The organism is Pseudomonas sp. S2_H01 (assembly GCF_054668305.1).
Map to the genome: position 1 here is coordinate 288,384 of NZ_CP162756.1, position 15,584 is coordinate 303,967.

Annotated in this window: 14 protein-coding genes; all 14 read right to left on the reverse strand. The window is 60.9% G+C overall.

Features of this window, described 5'->3' with window-relative positions; all coding sequences use genetic code 11:
* Window positions 1-27 precede the first annotated feature (27 nt).
* Window positions 28-996: a flagellar motor switch protein FliM gene (gene fliM / locus AB4N84_RS01360; protein ID WP_074758796.1), complete on the reverse strand. Its 969-nt coding sequence runs from the start codon at window positions 994-996 to the stop codon at window positions 28-30.
* A gap of 9 nt (window positions 997-1,005) precedes the next feature.
* A complete protein-coding gene (fliL, locus tag AB4N84_RS01365; protein WP_460044930.1) occupies window positions 1,006-1,509 on the reverse strand; it encodes a flagellar basal body-associated protein FliL in 504 nt (167 codons plus the stop codon).
* Between the two features lie 256 nt (window positions 1,510-1,765).
* Window positions 1,766-3,199, reverse strand: a complete 1,434-nt coding sequence (locus AB4N84_RS01370; protein WP_460044932.1) for a flagellar hook-length control protein FliK — start codon at window positions 3,197-3,199, stop codon at window positions 1,766-1,768.
* Window positions 3,200-3,280: 81 nt separating this feature from the next.
* Complete coding sequence (locus tag AB4N84_RS01375) at window positions 3,281-3,649, reverse strand: Hpt domain-containing protein (protein WP_460044933.1); 369 nt, start codon at window positions 3,647-3,649, stop codon at window positions 3,281-3,283.
* Between the two features lie 51 nt (window positions 3,650-3,700).
* Complete coding sequence (locus AB4N84_RS01380; RefSeq protein ID WP_074758790.1) at window positions 3,701-5,413, reverse strand: ATP-binding SpoIIE family protein phosphatase; 1,713 nt, start codon at window positions 5,411-5,413, stop codon at window positions 3,701-3,703.
* Window positions 5,410-5,715, reverse strand: coding sequence for an STAS domain-containing protein (locus AB4N84_RS01385; RefSeq protein ID WP_074758788.1), 306 nt, complete (start codon window positions 5,713-5,715; stop codon window positions 5,410-5,412). The genes AB4N84_RS01380 and AB4N84_RS01385 overlap by 4 nt, the downstream gene beginning before the upstream one ends.
* A gap of 1,102 nt (window positions 5,716-6,817) precedes the next feature.
* Window positions 6,818-7,267: a flagellar export protein FliJ gene (fliJ, locus tag AB4N84_RS01390; RefSeq protein WP_074758786.1), complete on the reverse strand. Its 450-nt coding sequence runs from the start codon at window positions 7,265-7,267 to the stop codon at window positions 6,818-6,820.
* A gap of 6 nt (window positions 7,268-7,273) precedes the next feature.
* On the reverse strand, window positions 7,274-8,632 hold the full coding sequence (gene fliI / locus AB4N84_RS01395; protein ID WP_074758784.1) for a flagellar protein export ATPase FliI: 1,359 nt from the start codon (window positions 8,630-8,632) through the stop codon (window positions 7,274-7,276).
* Complete coding sequence (fliH, locus tag AB4N84_RS01400) at window positions 8,622-9,440, reverse strand: flagellar assembly protein FliH (RefSeq protein WP_460044935.1); 819 nt, start codon at window positions 9,438-9,440, stop codon at window positions 8,622-8,624. Before fliH ends, fliI begins: the two co-directional genes overlap by 11 nt.
* Window positions 9,441-9,455: 15 nt before the next feature.
* Window positions 9,456-10,475, reverse strand: a complete 1,020-nt coding sequence (gene fliG, locus AB4N84_RS01405; protein WP_074758780.1) for a flagellar motor switch protein FliG — start codon at window positions 10,473-10,475, stop codon at window positions 9,456-9,458.
* The gene (gene fliF / locus AB4N84_RS01410) at window positions 10,468-12,246 is read right to left on the reverse strand and encodes a flagellar basal-body MS-ring/collar protein FliF (RefSeq protein WP_074758778.1); all 1,779 of its coding nucleotides are present in this window, start codon (window positions 12,244-12,246) and stop codon (window positions 10,468-10,470) included. The genes fliG and fliF overlap by 8 nt, the downstream gene beginning before the upstream one ends.
* A gap of 14 nt (window positions 12,247-12,260) precedes the next feature.
* On the reverse strand, window positions 12,261-12,590 hold the full coding sequence (gene fliE / locus AB4N84_RS01415; protein ID WP_074758776.1) for a flagellar hook-basal body complex protein FliE: 330 nt from the start codon (window positions 12,588-12,590) through the stop codon (window positions 12,261-12,263).
* A gap of 249 nt (window positions 12,591-12,839) precedes the next feature.
* A complete protein-coding gene (locus tag AB4N84_RS01420) occupies window positions 12,840-14,267 on the reverse strand; it encodes a sigma-54-dependent transcriptional regulator (protein ID WP_074758774.1) in 1,428 nt (475 codons plus the stop codon).
* Window positions 14,264-15,484 carry a sensor histidine kinase gene (locus tag AB4N84_RS01425; protein WP_244165926.1) on the reverse strand — a complete coding sequence of 407 codons (1,221 nt, stop codon included), beginning with the start codon at window positions 15,482-15,484 and terminating at the stop codon, window positions 14,264-14,266. Before AB4N84_RS01425 ends, AB4N84_RS01420 begins: the two co-directional genes overlap by 4 nt.
* Window positions 15,485-15,584: the final 100 nt, after the last annotated feature.

Genomic DNA, 15,584 nt, shown 5'->3' on the forward strand with positions numbered 1-15,584 from the left:
CTACGTTCTGACACCGACGGCAGTCCGTCAGCGGCGCTCTACCGGTTCGACCACTTGCAGGGCCAGATTGCCCTTGTGCGAACCCAGCTTGACCTTGAACGTGGGCACTCCGTTGGCGCGCATGATCAGATGTTCTGGGAGCTCCACCGGAATCACATCGCCGGGCTGCATGTGCAGCACGTCGCGCAATTTCAGCTGGCGACGAGCGACAGTGGCGCTCATCGGCACCGCCACGTCGAGCACGTCCTGCTTCAACGCATTGACCCAACGCTCGTCCTGGTCGTCCAGATCCGACTGGAACCCGGCGTCGAGCATCTCGCGGACCGGCTCGATCATCGAATACGGCATGGTCACGTGCAGATCGCCGCCACCGCCATCGAGTTCGATGTGGAAGGTCGATACCACGATCGCTTCGCTCGGGCCGACGATGTTGGCCATGGCCGGGTTTACTTCCGAGTTGATGTACTCGAAATTGACTTCCATGATCGCCTGCCAGGCTTCTTTGAGGTCGATGAACGCCTGATCGAGGACGATGCGCACCACCCGAAGCTCGGTCGGCGTGAATTCACGGCCTTCGATCTTGGCGTGCCGGCCGTCGCCACCAAAGAAGTTATCCACTAGCTTGAACACCAGCTTGGCGTCCAGAATGAACAGCGCGGTGCCGCGCAGCGGTTTGATCTTCACCAGGTTCAGGCTGGTCGGCACATAGAGCGAGTGCACGTATTCGCCGAACTTCATCACCTGCACACCGCCCACGGCGACGTCGGCAGAGCGACGCAGCAGGTTGAACATGCTGATGCGGGTGTAGCGGGCGAAACGCTCGTTGATCATTTCCAGGGTCGGCATGCGTCCACGGACGATGCGGTCCTGGCTGGTCAGGTCGTAACTCTTGACGCTGCCAGGTTCGATAACGCTTTCGGTCTGCACCAGACCATCGTCCACGCCATGCAGCAGCGCGTCGATTTCATCCTGGGACAGCAGGTCTTGCACGGCCATGTCGTGGTCCTACTGCAATACGTAGTTAGTGAAAAGTACCTGTTCGATGACGCTTTTGTTCAGCTCTTTCTGGCCGACTTCCTGCACCACGGCAGCGGCTTTCTGGCGCAGCATCTCCATGCCGACCGGAGTCGCGATGGTGTCGAACGGCTGACCGGAGAACATCATGACCAGGTTATTGCGAATGACCGGCATGTGAACTTTCAACGCTTCCAGGTCCGCGTGATCGCGAGCCAGCAAAGTAATGCTGACCTGCATGTAACGCTGACGGCCGTTGACGTTGTAGTTAACGACAAAAGGCGGCGTCAGCGGTTCGAAGATCGCTTCCTTCTTGACGTTCGCCTCCTCGGCGGCCACCGCAGCGTCGGGCTTGCTTTCAGCCTTGTGCATGATGAACCACGTAGCGCCGACCGACAGACCGATCGCCAGCAACAAGCCCACCACTATCAGAATGATGACCTTCAGCTTGCCTTTTTTCGCGGGGTCTTTAACTGCGTCGTCGCTCTTCGCCATGCCAATAATCCGTCACTATCCAAGGGGTTCTGTGTTGCGTGACAGAGGAAGAGCAAGGGTTGTGCCAGAGTTGGCGCGGGAGGAGTTTGAAGCTTTCAATTCAAAGCCGATGGACCGACGGCGCCGGTTATCGGCCATGAAACGAAGGGTGGGAGCGAGCCTGCTCGCGAAAACCAAGGCCCGGCGGATCATTCTCCAGTGCCGGACCTTAAGCCTTCGCGAGCACGCTCGCTCCCACCGTTGTTCACACGCAGGGTTAGGCGTAATAGTCGACCGCGCTCGAACCGACCACCGTCAACGGCGCGTTCGCTGCTGCAGTTGCCGCATCGACCGGTGCGCCGTCGGCGATCAGGTCGCTGCCGCCACCGGATCGACCGGTGCCGTTGCCGCGCTGGGCGTCACCGCCGGACTGTTGCTGCGCCTGCTGCTGCATGTTGCGCGACTGATCCGAAACGTTGACGTCGACCTGCCCCATGCCCTGCTGGGCGAAGGAGTCACGCAGACGCGACATCTGGCTCTCGAGCGCTTCACGCACGCCGACGTGGGCGCTCATGAAGGTCACCTGGGTTTGCTGGTCCGCCGCCATATTGACGCGAATGTCGAGGCGGCCCAGCTCGGCCGGTTCCAGTTGAATATCCGCCTGTTTCAGGCTCTGGCTGGACAGGTACATCACGCGGTTGACCACGCCCTCGGTCCAGCCGTTCTGATTCATCGCCAAGGGCTGGTTCATCAGCGGCGCAGGGGTGGCGGCACTGGTTTTGGTCTGAGCGGCCTGGGAGAGTGCTGCCAGACGCTCGGCGAAATTATCCACGCGCGTATCGCTGGTCGCGCCCTTCACGTCTTTCAAACCGTCAGCGAGCAACCCGCTGAACGCCTTGTCGCCGCCGCCTTCGGTGGTGCTCTTGTCGACCGGCTGATCACCGGCTGCCGCCAGATTCCCGGCCAGCAATTGTGCCGGATCGGCGTTCGGGTCTTGCTTGCCTGACGTCTTGCCCGACTCGGCAGTGTGTCCCGTGGCCTGGGCGTTTTGTTGCGCCTTGTTTGCCAGCGCGACTTGCACGGCCGTCAGCCCTTCCAAGGGGTCGGCCGACGGGTCGAATTTGGCGTCGGTGGCGTCAGTCGGCGCCTGCACGACCGGAGGCGGAACAACCGGTGCGCCGCTGTTGGACAGCAACGTTGCGGGATCCACCACGGCTTGCGATGCCACCACTTGCGGGGCGGGATCCTGAACGGGCGGGGTCACGACCAGCGTGGGGTCCAGTGCCGGGTCGGTGACCGGCGCGTCCGCCAGCGTCGCGTCGACGGACGCATCCGCTGCGCTCGTGGTGTCGTCTTCGGTGTCATCGTCGTTATCGTCGCTGCCACTGTTGCCGGCGCCGTTGTCGTCTTTACCGTTGACCGTTTTGGCAGGCAAGCCATTGCCGCTATCGGCAACGGTCTTGTCAGGAGCGGCAGACGAATGACTGACGCTGTCCTTTTTGTCGACTGCCGAACTCTTGGCGCTCGCAGGCTTGGCCGGCGTATCGTCGACACTGGAAGGCTTGGGCGCTGCCTGTTTGGCAAAGACGCTGGAAAAGCTGGAAGTCTTGTCCTTGACGGGGTCGGGCGCCTTTACCGAAGTGCTGGCACTGGCTTTCTGGGCTTTGGCAGCCGTCAGAGCCGCAAGTAAAGGATTGTTGGCAAGGGCCATGTTGATCTCCGCAAGAGCACGATTGCACAGAGATCTAGCAAATGGCGGGCCAGTTCGGCAAAGCGATGATGGACGGGGACATTACCGAAGCGTGCAGGCCTGCAACTCGACGTCGAACAGGTCACGTACCACGCTGAACTCGTCGGTGATCGCCTGCACCAGTTGACTGACCGCCGCGCCATTGGCGGCGGACTGGTTGCGCGCTAGCTCTTCGAGTAAACGGCACAACTCGGTCAGTCGCGTGGCGCCCATGTTGCTGCTGCTGCCTTTAAAGCTATGGGCCATCATGCCCAACGGCTGCAATTGCGCGGCCGACTCGGCCGAGAAACCAGGTGTGCGGATGAGCTGGTTCAACGCCCTGACGCGCTTCTCCGAATCTTTGATGAAAACGTCCAGCAATGACGGGTATTCGCCCTCCATCACTTCACGCAACGTTCCGAGAACGCTCATATCCACATGCTCTTCCGACACTTGCTCGCTCCTTGATCAAGAATCGCGGGATTATGCCAGACCCTCCCACGCAAACTCCACACAGGCCGTACGGCCATCCGGCGACCACTGGCAGCGGTCGCTGAGTTGACGGACCAGGCTCAAGCCACGGCCGGACAACTGGTCAATCGCCGGCGGCAGCGACAAGACCTGCTGAGCGTCGAAGCCACTGCCGCTGTCCTGCACCTCGACGATGAGGCGACCACCCTGCCCGACCGGGATTATCTGAAAATTAAAGCGGATGAACCCTTGCGCCAGCGCGTCCAGTCGCTCGCCACGTTGCTGGTAGTAAAGCGCAAAACCTTCGGCATCGCGTTTGAGCGCGGAATCCAGTCCCAGCACGCCATGTTCAAGCGCATTGCTGTAGAGCTCGGAGAGCACGATGTACAACTCGCTGCTCTGCAGGCGCAAGCCGTGAACCTCTTGCAGCAGTTGCAACAGGTACGGCAACGGATTGAAGCGTTTGAGCGTCGAGGCGCGGAATTCGAAACTCGCCGACCAGTCCAGCGGGCTTGAATCGCCGCTGTCGGTGTAGATGACCGAAGGCGGCCCCAGCAACTCAGGCTGGGTGAAGCCGACTTCGACCATGCTGACGTCATCACGCACCTGCCCGCGGAACCGCGCAAGCGCCCACTGCACTTCCTCGATCAGCATCGCGGGATTGCGGTTGGACACGAATACGTTCTGCAGGCGCCGGGTGCCAAACATCTCGCCGCTTTCGTCGGTGCTGTCGACCACCCCGTCGGACAACAGAAACACACGATCCCCCGCGCCAAAGGGATACACCTGGGTGTTGTCGTCAAAGCTGTTGGCGCTCAACACACCCAACGGCAGGTGCGCTGACACCAGCGGCGTATGCGGCCGGCCATCGGCGTGCAGCAGATAACCGTCCGGCAGACCGCCGTTCCAGACCTCCACCAGGTGCTGTTTGAAATTCACGCTGATCAGCGCCGCGCAGCAGAACATGTCCACCGGCAGGATGCGCTTGAGCTTGGCGTTCATCTCGCGGAGGGTCTCCGGCAAGCCGTAGCCCTTGGCAGTCATGCCGTAAAACACTTCCGCCAACGGCATTGCCCCCACCGCCGCAGGCAAGCCGTGGCCGGTAAAGTCGCCGAGCAACACATGCATGTTGCCGGAGGGCGCCCACGCCGCGAGCAGCAGATCGCCGTTGAACAACGCGTAAGGCGATTGCAGGTAGCGAATGTTCGGGGCGCTCAGGCAGCCGGAATGGGCGATCTGGTCAAACACGGCCTTCGCCACACGCTGCTCGTTGAGCAGGTATTTGTGATGTCGAGCGATGAGATCACGCTGCTGCAAGACGGTTTCCTGAAGCAGTCGCAGACGGTTCATCGCATTGATCTTGGCGGCCAGTACGCCTTGGTTGTAAGGCTTGGCGACGAAATCGTCACCGCCGGCATCCAGGCAACGGGCCAACCCTTCACCTTCGGTCAGGGAGGTCAGGAAGATGATCGGCACCAGCGCTTCGCCTGCCAGCGCCTTGATTTGCCGGGCCGCCTCGAAACCGTCCATGACGGGCATCAACGCGTCCATCAGCACCAGTTGCGGACGATTGCGCTCGAACAGCGCCACCGCTTCGGCACCATCACTCGCGCTCAGCACCTCATGCCCCTGGCGACTGATAATCGCCGAGAGCAGCATGCGGTCAGTGGCGTTGTCGTCGGCGATGAGAATCTTCAGGCGCTCAGGTGGCACAGATCCCGTCATTTGCCGATTGTGAAGAGTTTGGAGAAGTTGGAGATGGCGAGGATTTTGACGACGTCGGCACTGCAGTTTTCCAACCGCACATCCGCCCGCTCGCCCCCGGCGTGATCGCGCAACAGCAGCAGCATGCCCAACGCCGAGCTGTCGAGGTAATTGGTTTCTTTCAGATCGACCACGTAACGCTTGGCCTTGGTCTCTTTTTCGTAAGCACCGCGAAAGTCCTGATGCGTCGAAAAATCGAAGCGTCCCTTGATCTTGATGGTCAGTTGCTGCTCGTCTGGTGAACGATTGGAAGTTACTGACATGGACAAATCCTTTATATGAAACGACGTCAGACGGTTGAAGTTTTAGCACTGCTTGTGCGGCGCGGCAAATGGAAGATTGCAGCACTTACGTTCGGCGTAACGGCCAGATTGTTTCGCCTTCGGCGAGTGACTTGAAAAGTCCGGTTGTCGCTCCACTCTGACATACAGGTGTTTGCCCTGATTCTGGCTAACGCCAGACCTGTTCCGCCTTCGGCGGGTTACTTGAAAACCCCAAGTAACCAAGGGTTGGCTCCCGGTTTGGCGACTCCTTCGTCGTCGTTCCTTCACTCCGGCGACGCTCCGTGGGCCCGCCGCCATCCATGCCGCTCGGCCCACTCCACGCCACCTGCGTTCAGCCTGCACCCAGGTCGCGCGTTGTGGTGTCTGGACTGACGAGGCAGGAAAATCAAAAGCAGGAGCAGGAGCAGGAGCAGGAGCGAAAATATCAGGCTGATGCAGTCACTGTAGGAGCGTGGCTTGTCCCGCGATCTGCCGGGAACCGGCAGCTAATCCTGTGGATGCGGTTTACCTGATACTGCCAAGGTGTCCGGTTTTACTGCTGCTTCGCAGCAGATCGCGGGACAAGCCACGCTCCTACAGTGACTGCATTAGCCTGATATTTCGAACCGGCAGCAAACCCTGCGCATGCGGGGTGTCAGGCATGATCGAGTCGCATGGTTTTGCTACCGCTGCGCGGCAGATCGCGGGCAAGCGCGCTCCTACAGGTATCGCGTCATCCGATGCTTTTGATTTTGCTTTTCTAGCGCGATAGTCCAGACACCACAAATCGGGACTTGGGTGCAGGCTGAACGCAGGCGGCGCGGAGTGGGCCGAGCGGCATGGATGCTGCGAGAGCGCTGCTAGGACATGGATGTCCGTTCAGCGCGGGCCCACGGAGCGTTGCCGGAGTGAGGGTACGACGACGAAGTCGAGGCCCAACCAGGAGCCAACCCTTGGTTACTTGGGGATGGTCCGGCATTACGGTTTTCAAGTAACCCGCCGAAGGCGGAACAGCTCTGGCGTTAGCCAGACCCTAAAGATCACCACCGAAAGAACTGATCCACAGCGATCCAAACACTCACAAACTCAAAACCTCAAAACCTCAAAACGCCTCATGCCGAGGCAACCGCTGCGACAACTCATCCAGCAGCTTCTGCTCGCGCCTGTCCTCCAGCGCACGCGCCTCATCGATGTACCGCTGCACCAGCTTGCGCAAACCCTCGACCCGCGCATAAGCCTTCTGCCACTCACCGCGCGCCTTGTTCACATTGTTCTGATGCCAGGCCAGGCTCTGACGTTGCTGACTGACCGCCGTTTCCAGTTGATTGAGAAAGCGCTGATAGTTCATCAGCCACTGACCCGACACACCATGCGCGCCCTTGTCGATCCACTGCTGCTGATAATCGGAACGAAACTTCTCCAGATCGCCTAATTTCGTCTCGGCAAGCCGGACCTGCCCCTGAAAATGCCCCAGACGCTGGACCGCGGTTTTTTCGGCTTTTTCAGCCATGTCCACCACCGGAGCCAGGCGGGCCGCGCGACTCTGCGTCATGACCTACTAGCTCCCACCCTGGGGATTGAAGATCTTCGCCAACTGAGCTTCGCTGCTCTGCATGCTTTCGTTATCGTGCAGGCCCTGACGCAGGTACTGCACCAGTTGTGGCTGCAGGTTGATGGCGAGGTCGGTTTCGCGATCACCCCCGGCCACATACGCACCGACGCTGATCAAGTCGCGGCTCTGTTGATAACGCGACCACAATTGCTTGAAGTATTGCGCCTGCACCATGTGCTGGGGATCGACCACCGACGGCATGACCCGGCTGATCGACGCTTCGATGTCGATGGCCGGGTAATGCCCCTCCTCGGCCAGGCGCCGGGACAGCACGATGTGCCCGTCCAGCACGCCCCGCGCCGAGTCGGCGATCGGGTCCTGCTGGTCGTCGCCTTCAGACAATACGGTGTAGAACGCCGTGATCGAACCACCGCCCTTCTCGGCATTACCCGCACGCTCCACCAGTTTCGGCAGCTTGGCGAACACCGAAGGCGGATAACCCTTGGTCGCCGGGGGTTCGCCGATGGCCAGCGCGATTTCCCGCTGGGCCTGGGCGAAGCGGGTCAGGGAGTCCATCAGCAACAGGACGTTCTTGCCCTTGTCGCGAAAATATTCGGCAATGCGCGTGCAATACATGGCCGCGCGCAGACGCATCAGCGGCGCGTCGTCCGCAGGGGATGCCACGACCACCGAACGCTTGAGGCCTTCTTCGCCCAGGATGTGCTCGATGAATTCCTTCACCTCCCGGCCCCGTTCGCCGATCAGCCCGACGACGATGATGTCGGCTTCGGTGAAGCGGGTCATCATGCCGAGCAGCACACTCTTGCCCACGCCGGTACCGGCGAACAGACCAAGACGCTGGCCGCGACCGACCGTCAACAAACCGTTGATGCAACGAATTCCCACGTCCAGCGGCACACTGATCGGGTCACGCTTGAGCGGGTTGATGGTCGGGCCGTCCAGCGGCACCCAGTCTTCGGCCTTCATGCCGCCTTTGCCGTCTAGTGGACGACCGGCGCCATCGAGCACGCGGCCGAGCATGGTCATGCCCATCGGCAGACGCCCGGTGTCCGGCAACGGCACCACGCGCGCGCCCGGCGCGATCCCGGCGACGCTGCCCACCGGCATCAGAAACACCTTGCCGCCGGCAAACCCCATGACTTCGGCTTCGACTTCCACCGGGTGATGGCTGTCGTCGTTGATCACCACACAGCGGCTACCCATGGCGGCACGCAGGCCTTCAGCCTCGAGGGTCAGGCCGACCATGCGCAGCAGGCGCCCTTCGACCACCGGCTGTACCGGCAGTGTAATCGCGTCGGCGTAGGTGCTCAGGCGCTTGCCGAAGCTGGTGCGATCAAGACGCATCGGAAGCGTCCGCGTGCTTGTGCATCACTTCTTCGGCGCTTTTGATCGCCGCTTCCAGGTCGACACTGACGTCCGGCGCAGCCGGGTGCAGGGCCTGTTCATGCAACTGATCGAACATCTTGGCGATCGCCACGCTCAGCCGGGTCTCGACGGTGGCGTCGATGCGGCTGTGTTCGGTTTCGACCCGGCAACCGCCTGGCTGCAAGGTGTCATCTTCAAGAATGCGCCAGCTTTCCTCGTGACGTTCACGCAGGGCTTTGACCTGGGCGAAGTCCTGGGAATTGACCAGAATGCGAACGTTGTTGGCGCCCATCGGCAGCAGGCGCAATGCGTCCTGCAACACTTTGCCAATCTGGCTGGAGTCGGTTTTCAATTCGCGCTGGATCACTTCGCGAGCCAGATGCTCGACCAGTTGAATCATGGATTTTTCGATCTGCGCGTCCTGATCGGCGATAGGCTCGAACAGGTGCGTCATCAAGGTCTCCAGACCCTCCAGCTTGGCGGTCAGGGCGACTTCCGCTTCCTGACGCACCTTGAGCTGCGTGCTATGGAAACCTTCTTTCTCACCGATGGCGAAACCTTCGTTGTAGGCGTCCTGGCGGATGCTTTCCAACTCTTCCAGGGTCAGTGGCTGGACTTCCTCCAGCGGCACTTCTTCGCTTTCGGCAGGCTCCGGCTCTTCAGCCACCGGTTCAGGCTCTGGCTCCGCCACCTGAGGATCGAAGCTGGGCAAGGCCCAGACATCCAATCCGCGCAGGTCCTTGGCGCGGATAAGCTCGCTGGGTGCTTCTTTATCGGAGCTGAACATCGACTGCACCTACTGTTAAATCATTTCCTCGCCACCTTTGCCGCCGAGAACGATTTCCCCGGCCTCCGCCATACGACGGGCAATGGTGAGGATCTCTTTCTGAGCTGCTTCCACGTCGCTGACGCGAACCGGGCCTTTGGCTTCCAGATCGTCGCGCAGCAGCTCGGCGGCACGCTTGGACATGTTCTTGAAAATCTTTTCTTTGATGGCGTCGTCCGACCCCTTCAATGCCAGAACCAGTACATCGGAGGACACTTCGCGCAGCAAGGCCTGAATGCCACGGTCGTCGACGTCGGACAGGTTGTTGAAGACGAACATCAGGTCTTCGATCTGCGTCGACAGGTCTTCGTCCACTTCGCGGATGGAATCCATGAGCTGGCCTTCGATCGAGCTGTCGAGGAAGTTCATGATGTCCGCTGCACGCTTGATACCACCCAGGGTGGTACGCGACGTGTTGGCGTTGCCCGAGAACTGCTTCTCGAGGATCTGGTTCAATTCCTTCAGTGCCGCTGGCTGCACGGTGTTCAACGACGAGACACGCAGGATGATGTCCAGGCGCACCTTGTGGTCGAAATGGCTCAGCACTTCACCGGCCTGATCGGCATCCAGATACGCAACGACGATGGCCTGGATCTGCGGGTGCTCGTAGCGAATGACGTCCGCCACCGCGCGCGGCTCCATCCACTTCAGGCTGTCCAGACCGCTGGTGTTGCCGCCCAGCAGGATCCGGTCGATAAGGCCGTTGGCCTTGTCTTCGCCCAAGGCCTGGGTGAGCATTTTGCGAATGTAGCCGTCCGAGCCGATGCCGACGCCGGTCTGGTCACCGATGACGTCGACGAACTCGCTCATCACCTGCTCGACCTGCTCGCGGTGCACATTGCGCATTTGCGCCATGGCCACACCGACACGCTGAACCTCTTTAGGGCCCATGTGACGCAGCACCTGCGCAGCATCTGTCTCACCCAGGGTGAGCAGCAGGATGGCGGCCTTATCAACTCGGGTCATTTTGACCGCTGCAGCGCGACTATCACTCATCTGTGTTGATCCACTCTTTTACGACCTGAGCCACACGAGCCGGGTCTTCAGCCACCAGGCTCTTGATTGCGTTGAGCTGCGCGTCATAACCCTCGCTCGGGCTAGGCAGCAGAATGCTTTGCGGACCGCCCAGACTTACGCGGTCGTTTGCCAGCTCACCGTCCAGGCCGACCATGCCGCCCAGTTCGACGTCACCGTCACCGTGCTTGCTCTTCGGATTGGTGATGTTGTTCAGCACCGGACGCAGCACACCGAACACCAGCACCAGGATGAACAGCACGCCCATGGCCTGTTTGACGATGTCCCAGAACCACGGTTGCGAGTAGAACGGAATGTCCGGAATCACTTCGCCGCGATCGGCCGAGAACGGCACGTTGATCACGCTGACGCTGTCGCCACGGCTGGCGTCGAAGCCCACGGCGTCCTGCACCAGACGGGTAAAGCGTGCCAGCTGGTCGGCGGTCCACGGCACCATGGTGGTTTCACCATTGGCCGCGTTCACTTTCACCTGATCGTCCACGACCACCGCAACCGACAGGCGATTGATCTTGCCCTGCTGTTGTTTGGTGTGGCTGATCGAACGGTCCAGCTCGAAGTTCTTGGTCGACTGGTTACGCTTGTCCGACGGGTACGGCGCCAGCATTGGCTGACCAGTGGCCGGGTCCATGATCTGTTGACCGTTGGCGTCCAGCAGCGGCTGACCGGGAGCGATCGGGCCTGTGGCACCACCCGCACCAGCGGTCGCGTTCTGCGGAGCAGTCGCCGGGCCAGGTGGCTGGTTGCTCAGCGCACCCGGAACGCCTTGCGGACCGCTGCTGCTGGAGCGCTGTTCATTGGTGGTCTGCTCACTGCGCAATGCAGGTTGGTCAGGGTTGAAGCTCTCAGCGGTGGATTCGACTGCACTGAAGTCAACGTCTGCCGAGACCTCAGCCTTGTAACGGTCATTGCCCAGCACCGGCTGCAGGATGTTCTGCACGCGTTGAGTCAGCATGCTCTCCATGCGACGGGTGTAGTCGAACTGCTTGCCGGCCATGGTCAGCTCGGAGTTCTCCGCCTGATCGGACAGCAGGTTGCCTTTCTGGTCGACCACGGTGACCTGGGACTTGGTCAGCTCCGGAACACTGGTTGCCACCAGGTTGACGATGGCCATGACCTGACCCGGCTCAAGGCTGCGACCGGCGTACATCTCCACCAGCACCGAAGCGGTGGGTTTACGATCGTCGCGAACGAACACTGAGCTTTTCGGAATCGCCAGGTGCACACGAGCGGCCTTGATGTTGTTCAGGCTGGAGATGGTACGCGCCAGCTCGCCTTCCAGACCACGGCGATAACGCGTGGCTTCCATGAACTGGCTTGTGCCCAGCCCCTGGTCCTTGTCGAGGATCTCAAAACCGACGTTGCCATCGGTCTGCGCGATGCCGGCACCGGCGAGCTTGATGCGTGCGCGGGCCAGGTCATCGGACTTGACCAGCAGCGCACCGGAGTTCGGTTCGACGGTGTACGGAATGTCGGCCTGCGCCAACGTGTCCATGACCTGCTTGGTGTCCATCCCGGACAGACTGCCGTAAAGCGGCTTGTAGTCCGGCTGTTGCGACCAAAGCACGACGGCAAAACCAATCGCCACGCTCGCAGCCAGACCGACCATGAGGCCGACCTGCCGCAGCATGGTCATCTCGGACAGATTTTGCAGGAACGCCAAACCGAACATCGGCGGTTTGCTTCCTGTCGCACCCGTTTTGGCGGGTACGTTATCGGCGACGGCTTCAGCCATGACTTAGATCGTCCTCAAACCGGCATTTGCATAATGTCTTGGTACGCCTGAACCAGCTTGTTGCGTACCTGGGTCAGCGCCTGAAACGACACGCTGGCTTTCTGCGAGGAAATCATCACGTCGGTGAGATCCACCCCGCTCTTGCCCATCTCAAAGGCCGTCGCCAATTGGCCTGACGCTTGCTGGGTATCGTTGACCTTGTTCACCGCCATGCCGAGCATGTCGGAAAAGCTGGTCGCGCCCGTCTGCTCCGGCGCCTCGATAGCCTTGGGCTTGGCCATGGCGTCCATTTGCATGGAGCGCATGTCCAACATCAAGCGATTAAATTCAACACCTTGGCTCATGGACTTCTCTCTCAAAGGGCCCGCAAATTTTTGACACGGATTTAGCGATTACCCATGTAGTAGCAACAACGGTGCCAGACCAATGGAGGCACAGTGCCAGCTTTCATGAAAGTATTGGGAGGATTGCAACGCTGCAGGTTTTGAACCTGCAGGAGCGCGCTTGCCCGCGATCGCAGCAGGTCAGTCAACAAAGACCTGGCTGACTGACCGCAATCGCGGGCAAGCGCGCTCCTACAGGCTTGCGTTCATTCAGGAAGCGAACAGATACCCCTCGACATCCATTCCGGCATCGCGCATCTGCGCCAGCTTGTAGCGCAACGTACGCGGGCTGATACCCAGGCGCTCGGCGGCTTCTTTACGGCGACCGCGCTCGGCCCGCAGGGTGTCGATGATCATCTGAAACTCACGACGCCTCAGGTCCTCACCCAATGCACCGCCCGGATCGCCGCTGGGCGTCTCGAACGACGAATCCATGGCGCCGGAGGGTGTCGGCACCGTCGGCAGAACCTGAAGGACCGGCGCAGGCGTCGGCAGGGATGCGAAGGTGATGGGGCCGGTCAGGCAAAAATCTTCCGCCTGAATCACCCCGCCCTGCTGCAGAATCAGCGCCCGCTGCACTGCGTTGTCCAGTTCGCGCACGTTGCCCGGCCAGCTGTATCCGACCAGACACTTTTGCGCGTCAGCCGAGAGGCGCACCGGCGCGTGCTTCATTTTATTGACGTGTTTGGCCAGGAGACGCTCGGCCAGCGGCAAAATATCGGCGGGACGCTGACGCAGCGACTGCCACGCCAACGGGAATACCGACAGGCGATAGAACAGGTCTTCTCGGAAACGGCCCGCGGCGACCTCACCCGCCAGATCGCGGTTGGTGGTCGCCAGCACACGAATGTCCAGCTCGATGGGCTTGCGCGCACCGACCCGCTCCACTTCCCGCTCCTGCAGCACACGCAGCAGCTTGGCCTGCAAACCCATGGGCATTTCGGAAATTTCGTCGAGCAAAATGGTGCCACCATCGGCTTGTTCAAATTTGCCGGGCTGGGCCGCGATAGCGCCGGTGAACGAGCCTTTTTCGTGACCAAACAGGGTCGCTTCGAGCATGTTGTCCGGGATCGCCGCGCAGTTGATGGCAATGAATGGCTTCCCGGCACGAGGCGATTGCTGGTGAATAAAACGCGCCAGCACTTCTTTACCGGTTCCCGACTCACCCGAAATCAACACCGTGGAGTCGCTCTTGGCCACGCGGCTCGCCAGGTTCAACAGTTGTATGCTGGCGGGCTCGACCGCAATCGGCCCCTCGCCGTCGGCCGGCCCGAGACGCCCAAGGGCGTGGCGCGCTACCAGGGCGAGTAATGCCTTGGGCTCGAACGGCTTGACCAGGTAATCGGCGGCGCCTTGACGCATCGCCTCGACCGCACGGTCCACCGCGCCATGCGCCGTCATCAGCAGCACAGGCAGCTGTGGGTAACGCGTTCGCAGCTGATTGAGTAATTGATGCCCGTCCATGCCAGGCATGTTGACGTCGCTGACCACCAGGCTGAACGACGCCTGGGCAGCGGCCAGAAGGGCCTCCTCCGCCGAACCGACCGCGTGGTAGTCATGCCCCGCGAGCGTCAGGGTTTCGCCCAAGGCTTCGCGCAGTGAAGGGTCGTCCTCGACCAGCAGTACGTTGATCGTCATGAGTCATCACCCACCGTGGCGACCGCTGCGCTGAGACCCGGAATCAGCGGCAAGGAAACGATGGCACAGGTGCCGCGCCCCGGACGCGAACGAAATTGCACCTGTCCCTGATGAGCCCGCGCAACGGCGGTGACCACGGCCAGACCCAGCCCGGTGCCCGTCGTCTTGGTGGTGAAAAATGGCTCACCGATGCGGGCCAACGCAGCAGCATCAATGCCGCTGCCATTGTCGCTGATACACAGACGCAGCGTATTGCCACGGCTGTACGCATGAACCTTGATGCGCGACCGACCGGCGCTCGCCTGCACCGCGTTCTCGATCAGATTGAGCAACGCGCCGACCAACGTGTCCCGGTTGCACAGCAGTTCGCCATTGAGGTCATCGCACTGCCAACGCACCGCCGCATCACGCACATGGGTCTGCGCGGCAGACTCAAGGGCACCGACCAGTTGACTGGGCGTGAGGCGGTCAGTCAGCGGCAACTCGCCGCGCGCGAACACCAGCATGTCGCGCACCTGATGTTCGAGTTCGTGCAGCCGCTCTTTCAAACGGCCGGCGAAACGCTGCTGCGTTTCCACATTCAGCGCCTGTTCGGTCAAATGACTGGCGTAAATCATCGCGGCAGACAAGGGCGTGCGAATCTGATGCGCCAACGAAGCCACCATGCGGCCCAGCGACGACAGACGCTCATGGCGCGCCAGCTGACTTTGCAAATGACGGGTTTCAGTCAAATCGTTGAGCAGCACCAGTTGGCCGGGTTCTGCATCGAGGGATCGGGTCGCAATCGACAGGCGACGACCGTCCTTCAGCGAGATCTCGTGACCATCGTCCTCTCGCGGCGCAAAGCAACGCGCGATGACATGGCGCCAGAGCATGCCGATCAGCGGCTCGCCCAGCAGATCGAGGGCTGCCGGGTTGGCCTCGCGGACCCTGCCGTGAGCATCGATGACGATCACACCGCCCGGCAGCAGGTCGAGCAGGTTCTGCAGGCGGTTGGCCAGACGCTCTTTCTCGGCCAGCTCCTGCATCCGCTGAGCACTGACGACCGCCAGCTCACCCTTGAGCTCGGTGACCCGCGCCTCCAGCAAACTGTAGGAATCAGTCAGTTGTGTCGACATCTGGTTGAACAGGGCAAATGCCTGTTCCAGTCCTTGGCGACTTTCCACTTCCGGGGACGGCTGCACTTGCGAACCCGGTAAAACAGGTTCGGAAGACATCTGAGCGGCCTGGGGCATAGTGTTGATCTCTCGCGTGGCGAACCGTCAGTAAACGGTATGTTGCAAGAGACTTAGCAATCCTCGTGCCGAAAAAAAACCG

What these genes read in the sequence shown, in the direction of transcription:
- fliM (WP_074758796.1), bottom strand. Translation starts at nt 996, where the DNA reads ATGGCCGTGCAAGACCTGCTGTCCCAGGATGAAATCGACGCGCTGCTG.
- fliL (WP_460044930.1), bottom strand. Translation starts at nt 1,509, where the DNA reads ATGGCGAAGAGCGACGACGCAGTTAAAGACCCCGCGAAAAAAGGCAAG.
- AB4N84_RS01370 (WP_460044932.1), bottom strand. Translation starts at nt 3,199, where the DNA reads ATGGCCCTTGCCAACAATCCTTTACTTGCGGCTCTGACGGCTGCCAAA.
- AB4N84_RS01375 (WP_460044933.1), bottom strand. Translation starts at nt 3,649, where the DNA reads ATGAGCGTTCTCGGAACGTTGCGTGAAGTGATGGAGGGCGAATACCCG.
- AB4N84_RS01380 (WP_074758790.1), bottom strand. Translation starts at nt 5,413, where the DNA reads ATGACGGGATCTGTGCCACCTGAGCGCCTGAAGATTCTCATCGCCGAC.
- AB4N84_RS01385 (WP_074758788.1), bottom strand. Translation starts at nt 5,715, where the DNA reads ATGTCAGTAACTTCCAATCGTTCACCAGACGAGCAGCAACTGACCATC.
- fliJ (WP_074758786.1), bottom strand. Translation starts at nt 7,267, where the DNA reads ATGACGCAGAGTCGCGCGGCCCGCCTGGCTCCGGTGGTGGACATGGCT.
- fliI (WP_074758784.1), bottom strand. Translation starts at nt 8,632, where the DNA reads ATGCGTCTTGATCGCACCAGCTTCGGCAAGCGCCTGAGCACCTACGCC.
- fliH (WP_460044935.1), bottom strand. Translation starts at nt 9,440, where the DNA reads ATGTTCAGCTCCGATAAAGAAGCACCCAGCGAGCTTATCCGCGCCAAG.
- fliG (WP_074758780.1), bottom strand. Translation starts at nt 10,475, where the DNA reads ATGAGTGATAGTCGCGCTGCAGCGGTCAAAATGACCCGAGTTGATAAG.
- fliF (WP_074758778.1), bottom strand. Translation starts at nt 12,246, where the DNA reads ATGGCTGAAGCCGTCGCCGATAACGTACCCGCCAAAACGGGTGCGACA.
- fliE (WP_074758776.1), bottom strand. Translation starts at nt 12,590, where the DNA reads ATGAGCCAAGGTGTTGAATTTAATCGCTTGATGTTGGACATGCGCTCC.
- AB4N84_RS01420 (WP_074758774.1), bottom strand. Translation starts at nt 14,267, where the DNA reads ATGACGATCAACGTACTGCTGGTCGAGGACGACCCTTCACTGCGCGAA.
- AB4N84_RS01425 (WP_244165926.1), bottom strand. Translation starts at nt 15,484, where the DNA reads ATGTCTTCCGAACCTGTTTTACCGGGTTCGCAAGTGCAGCCGTCCCCG.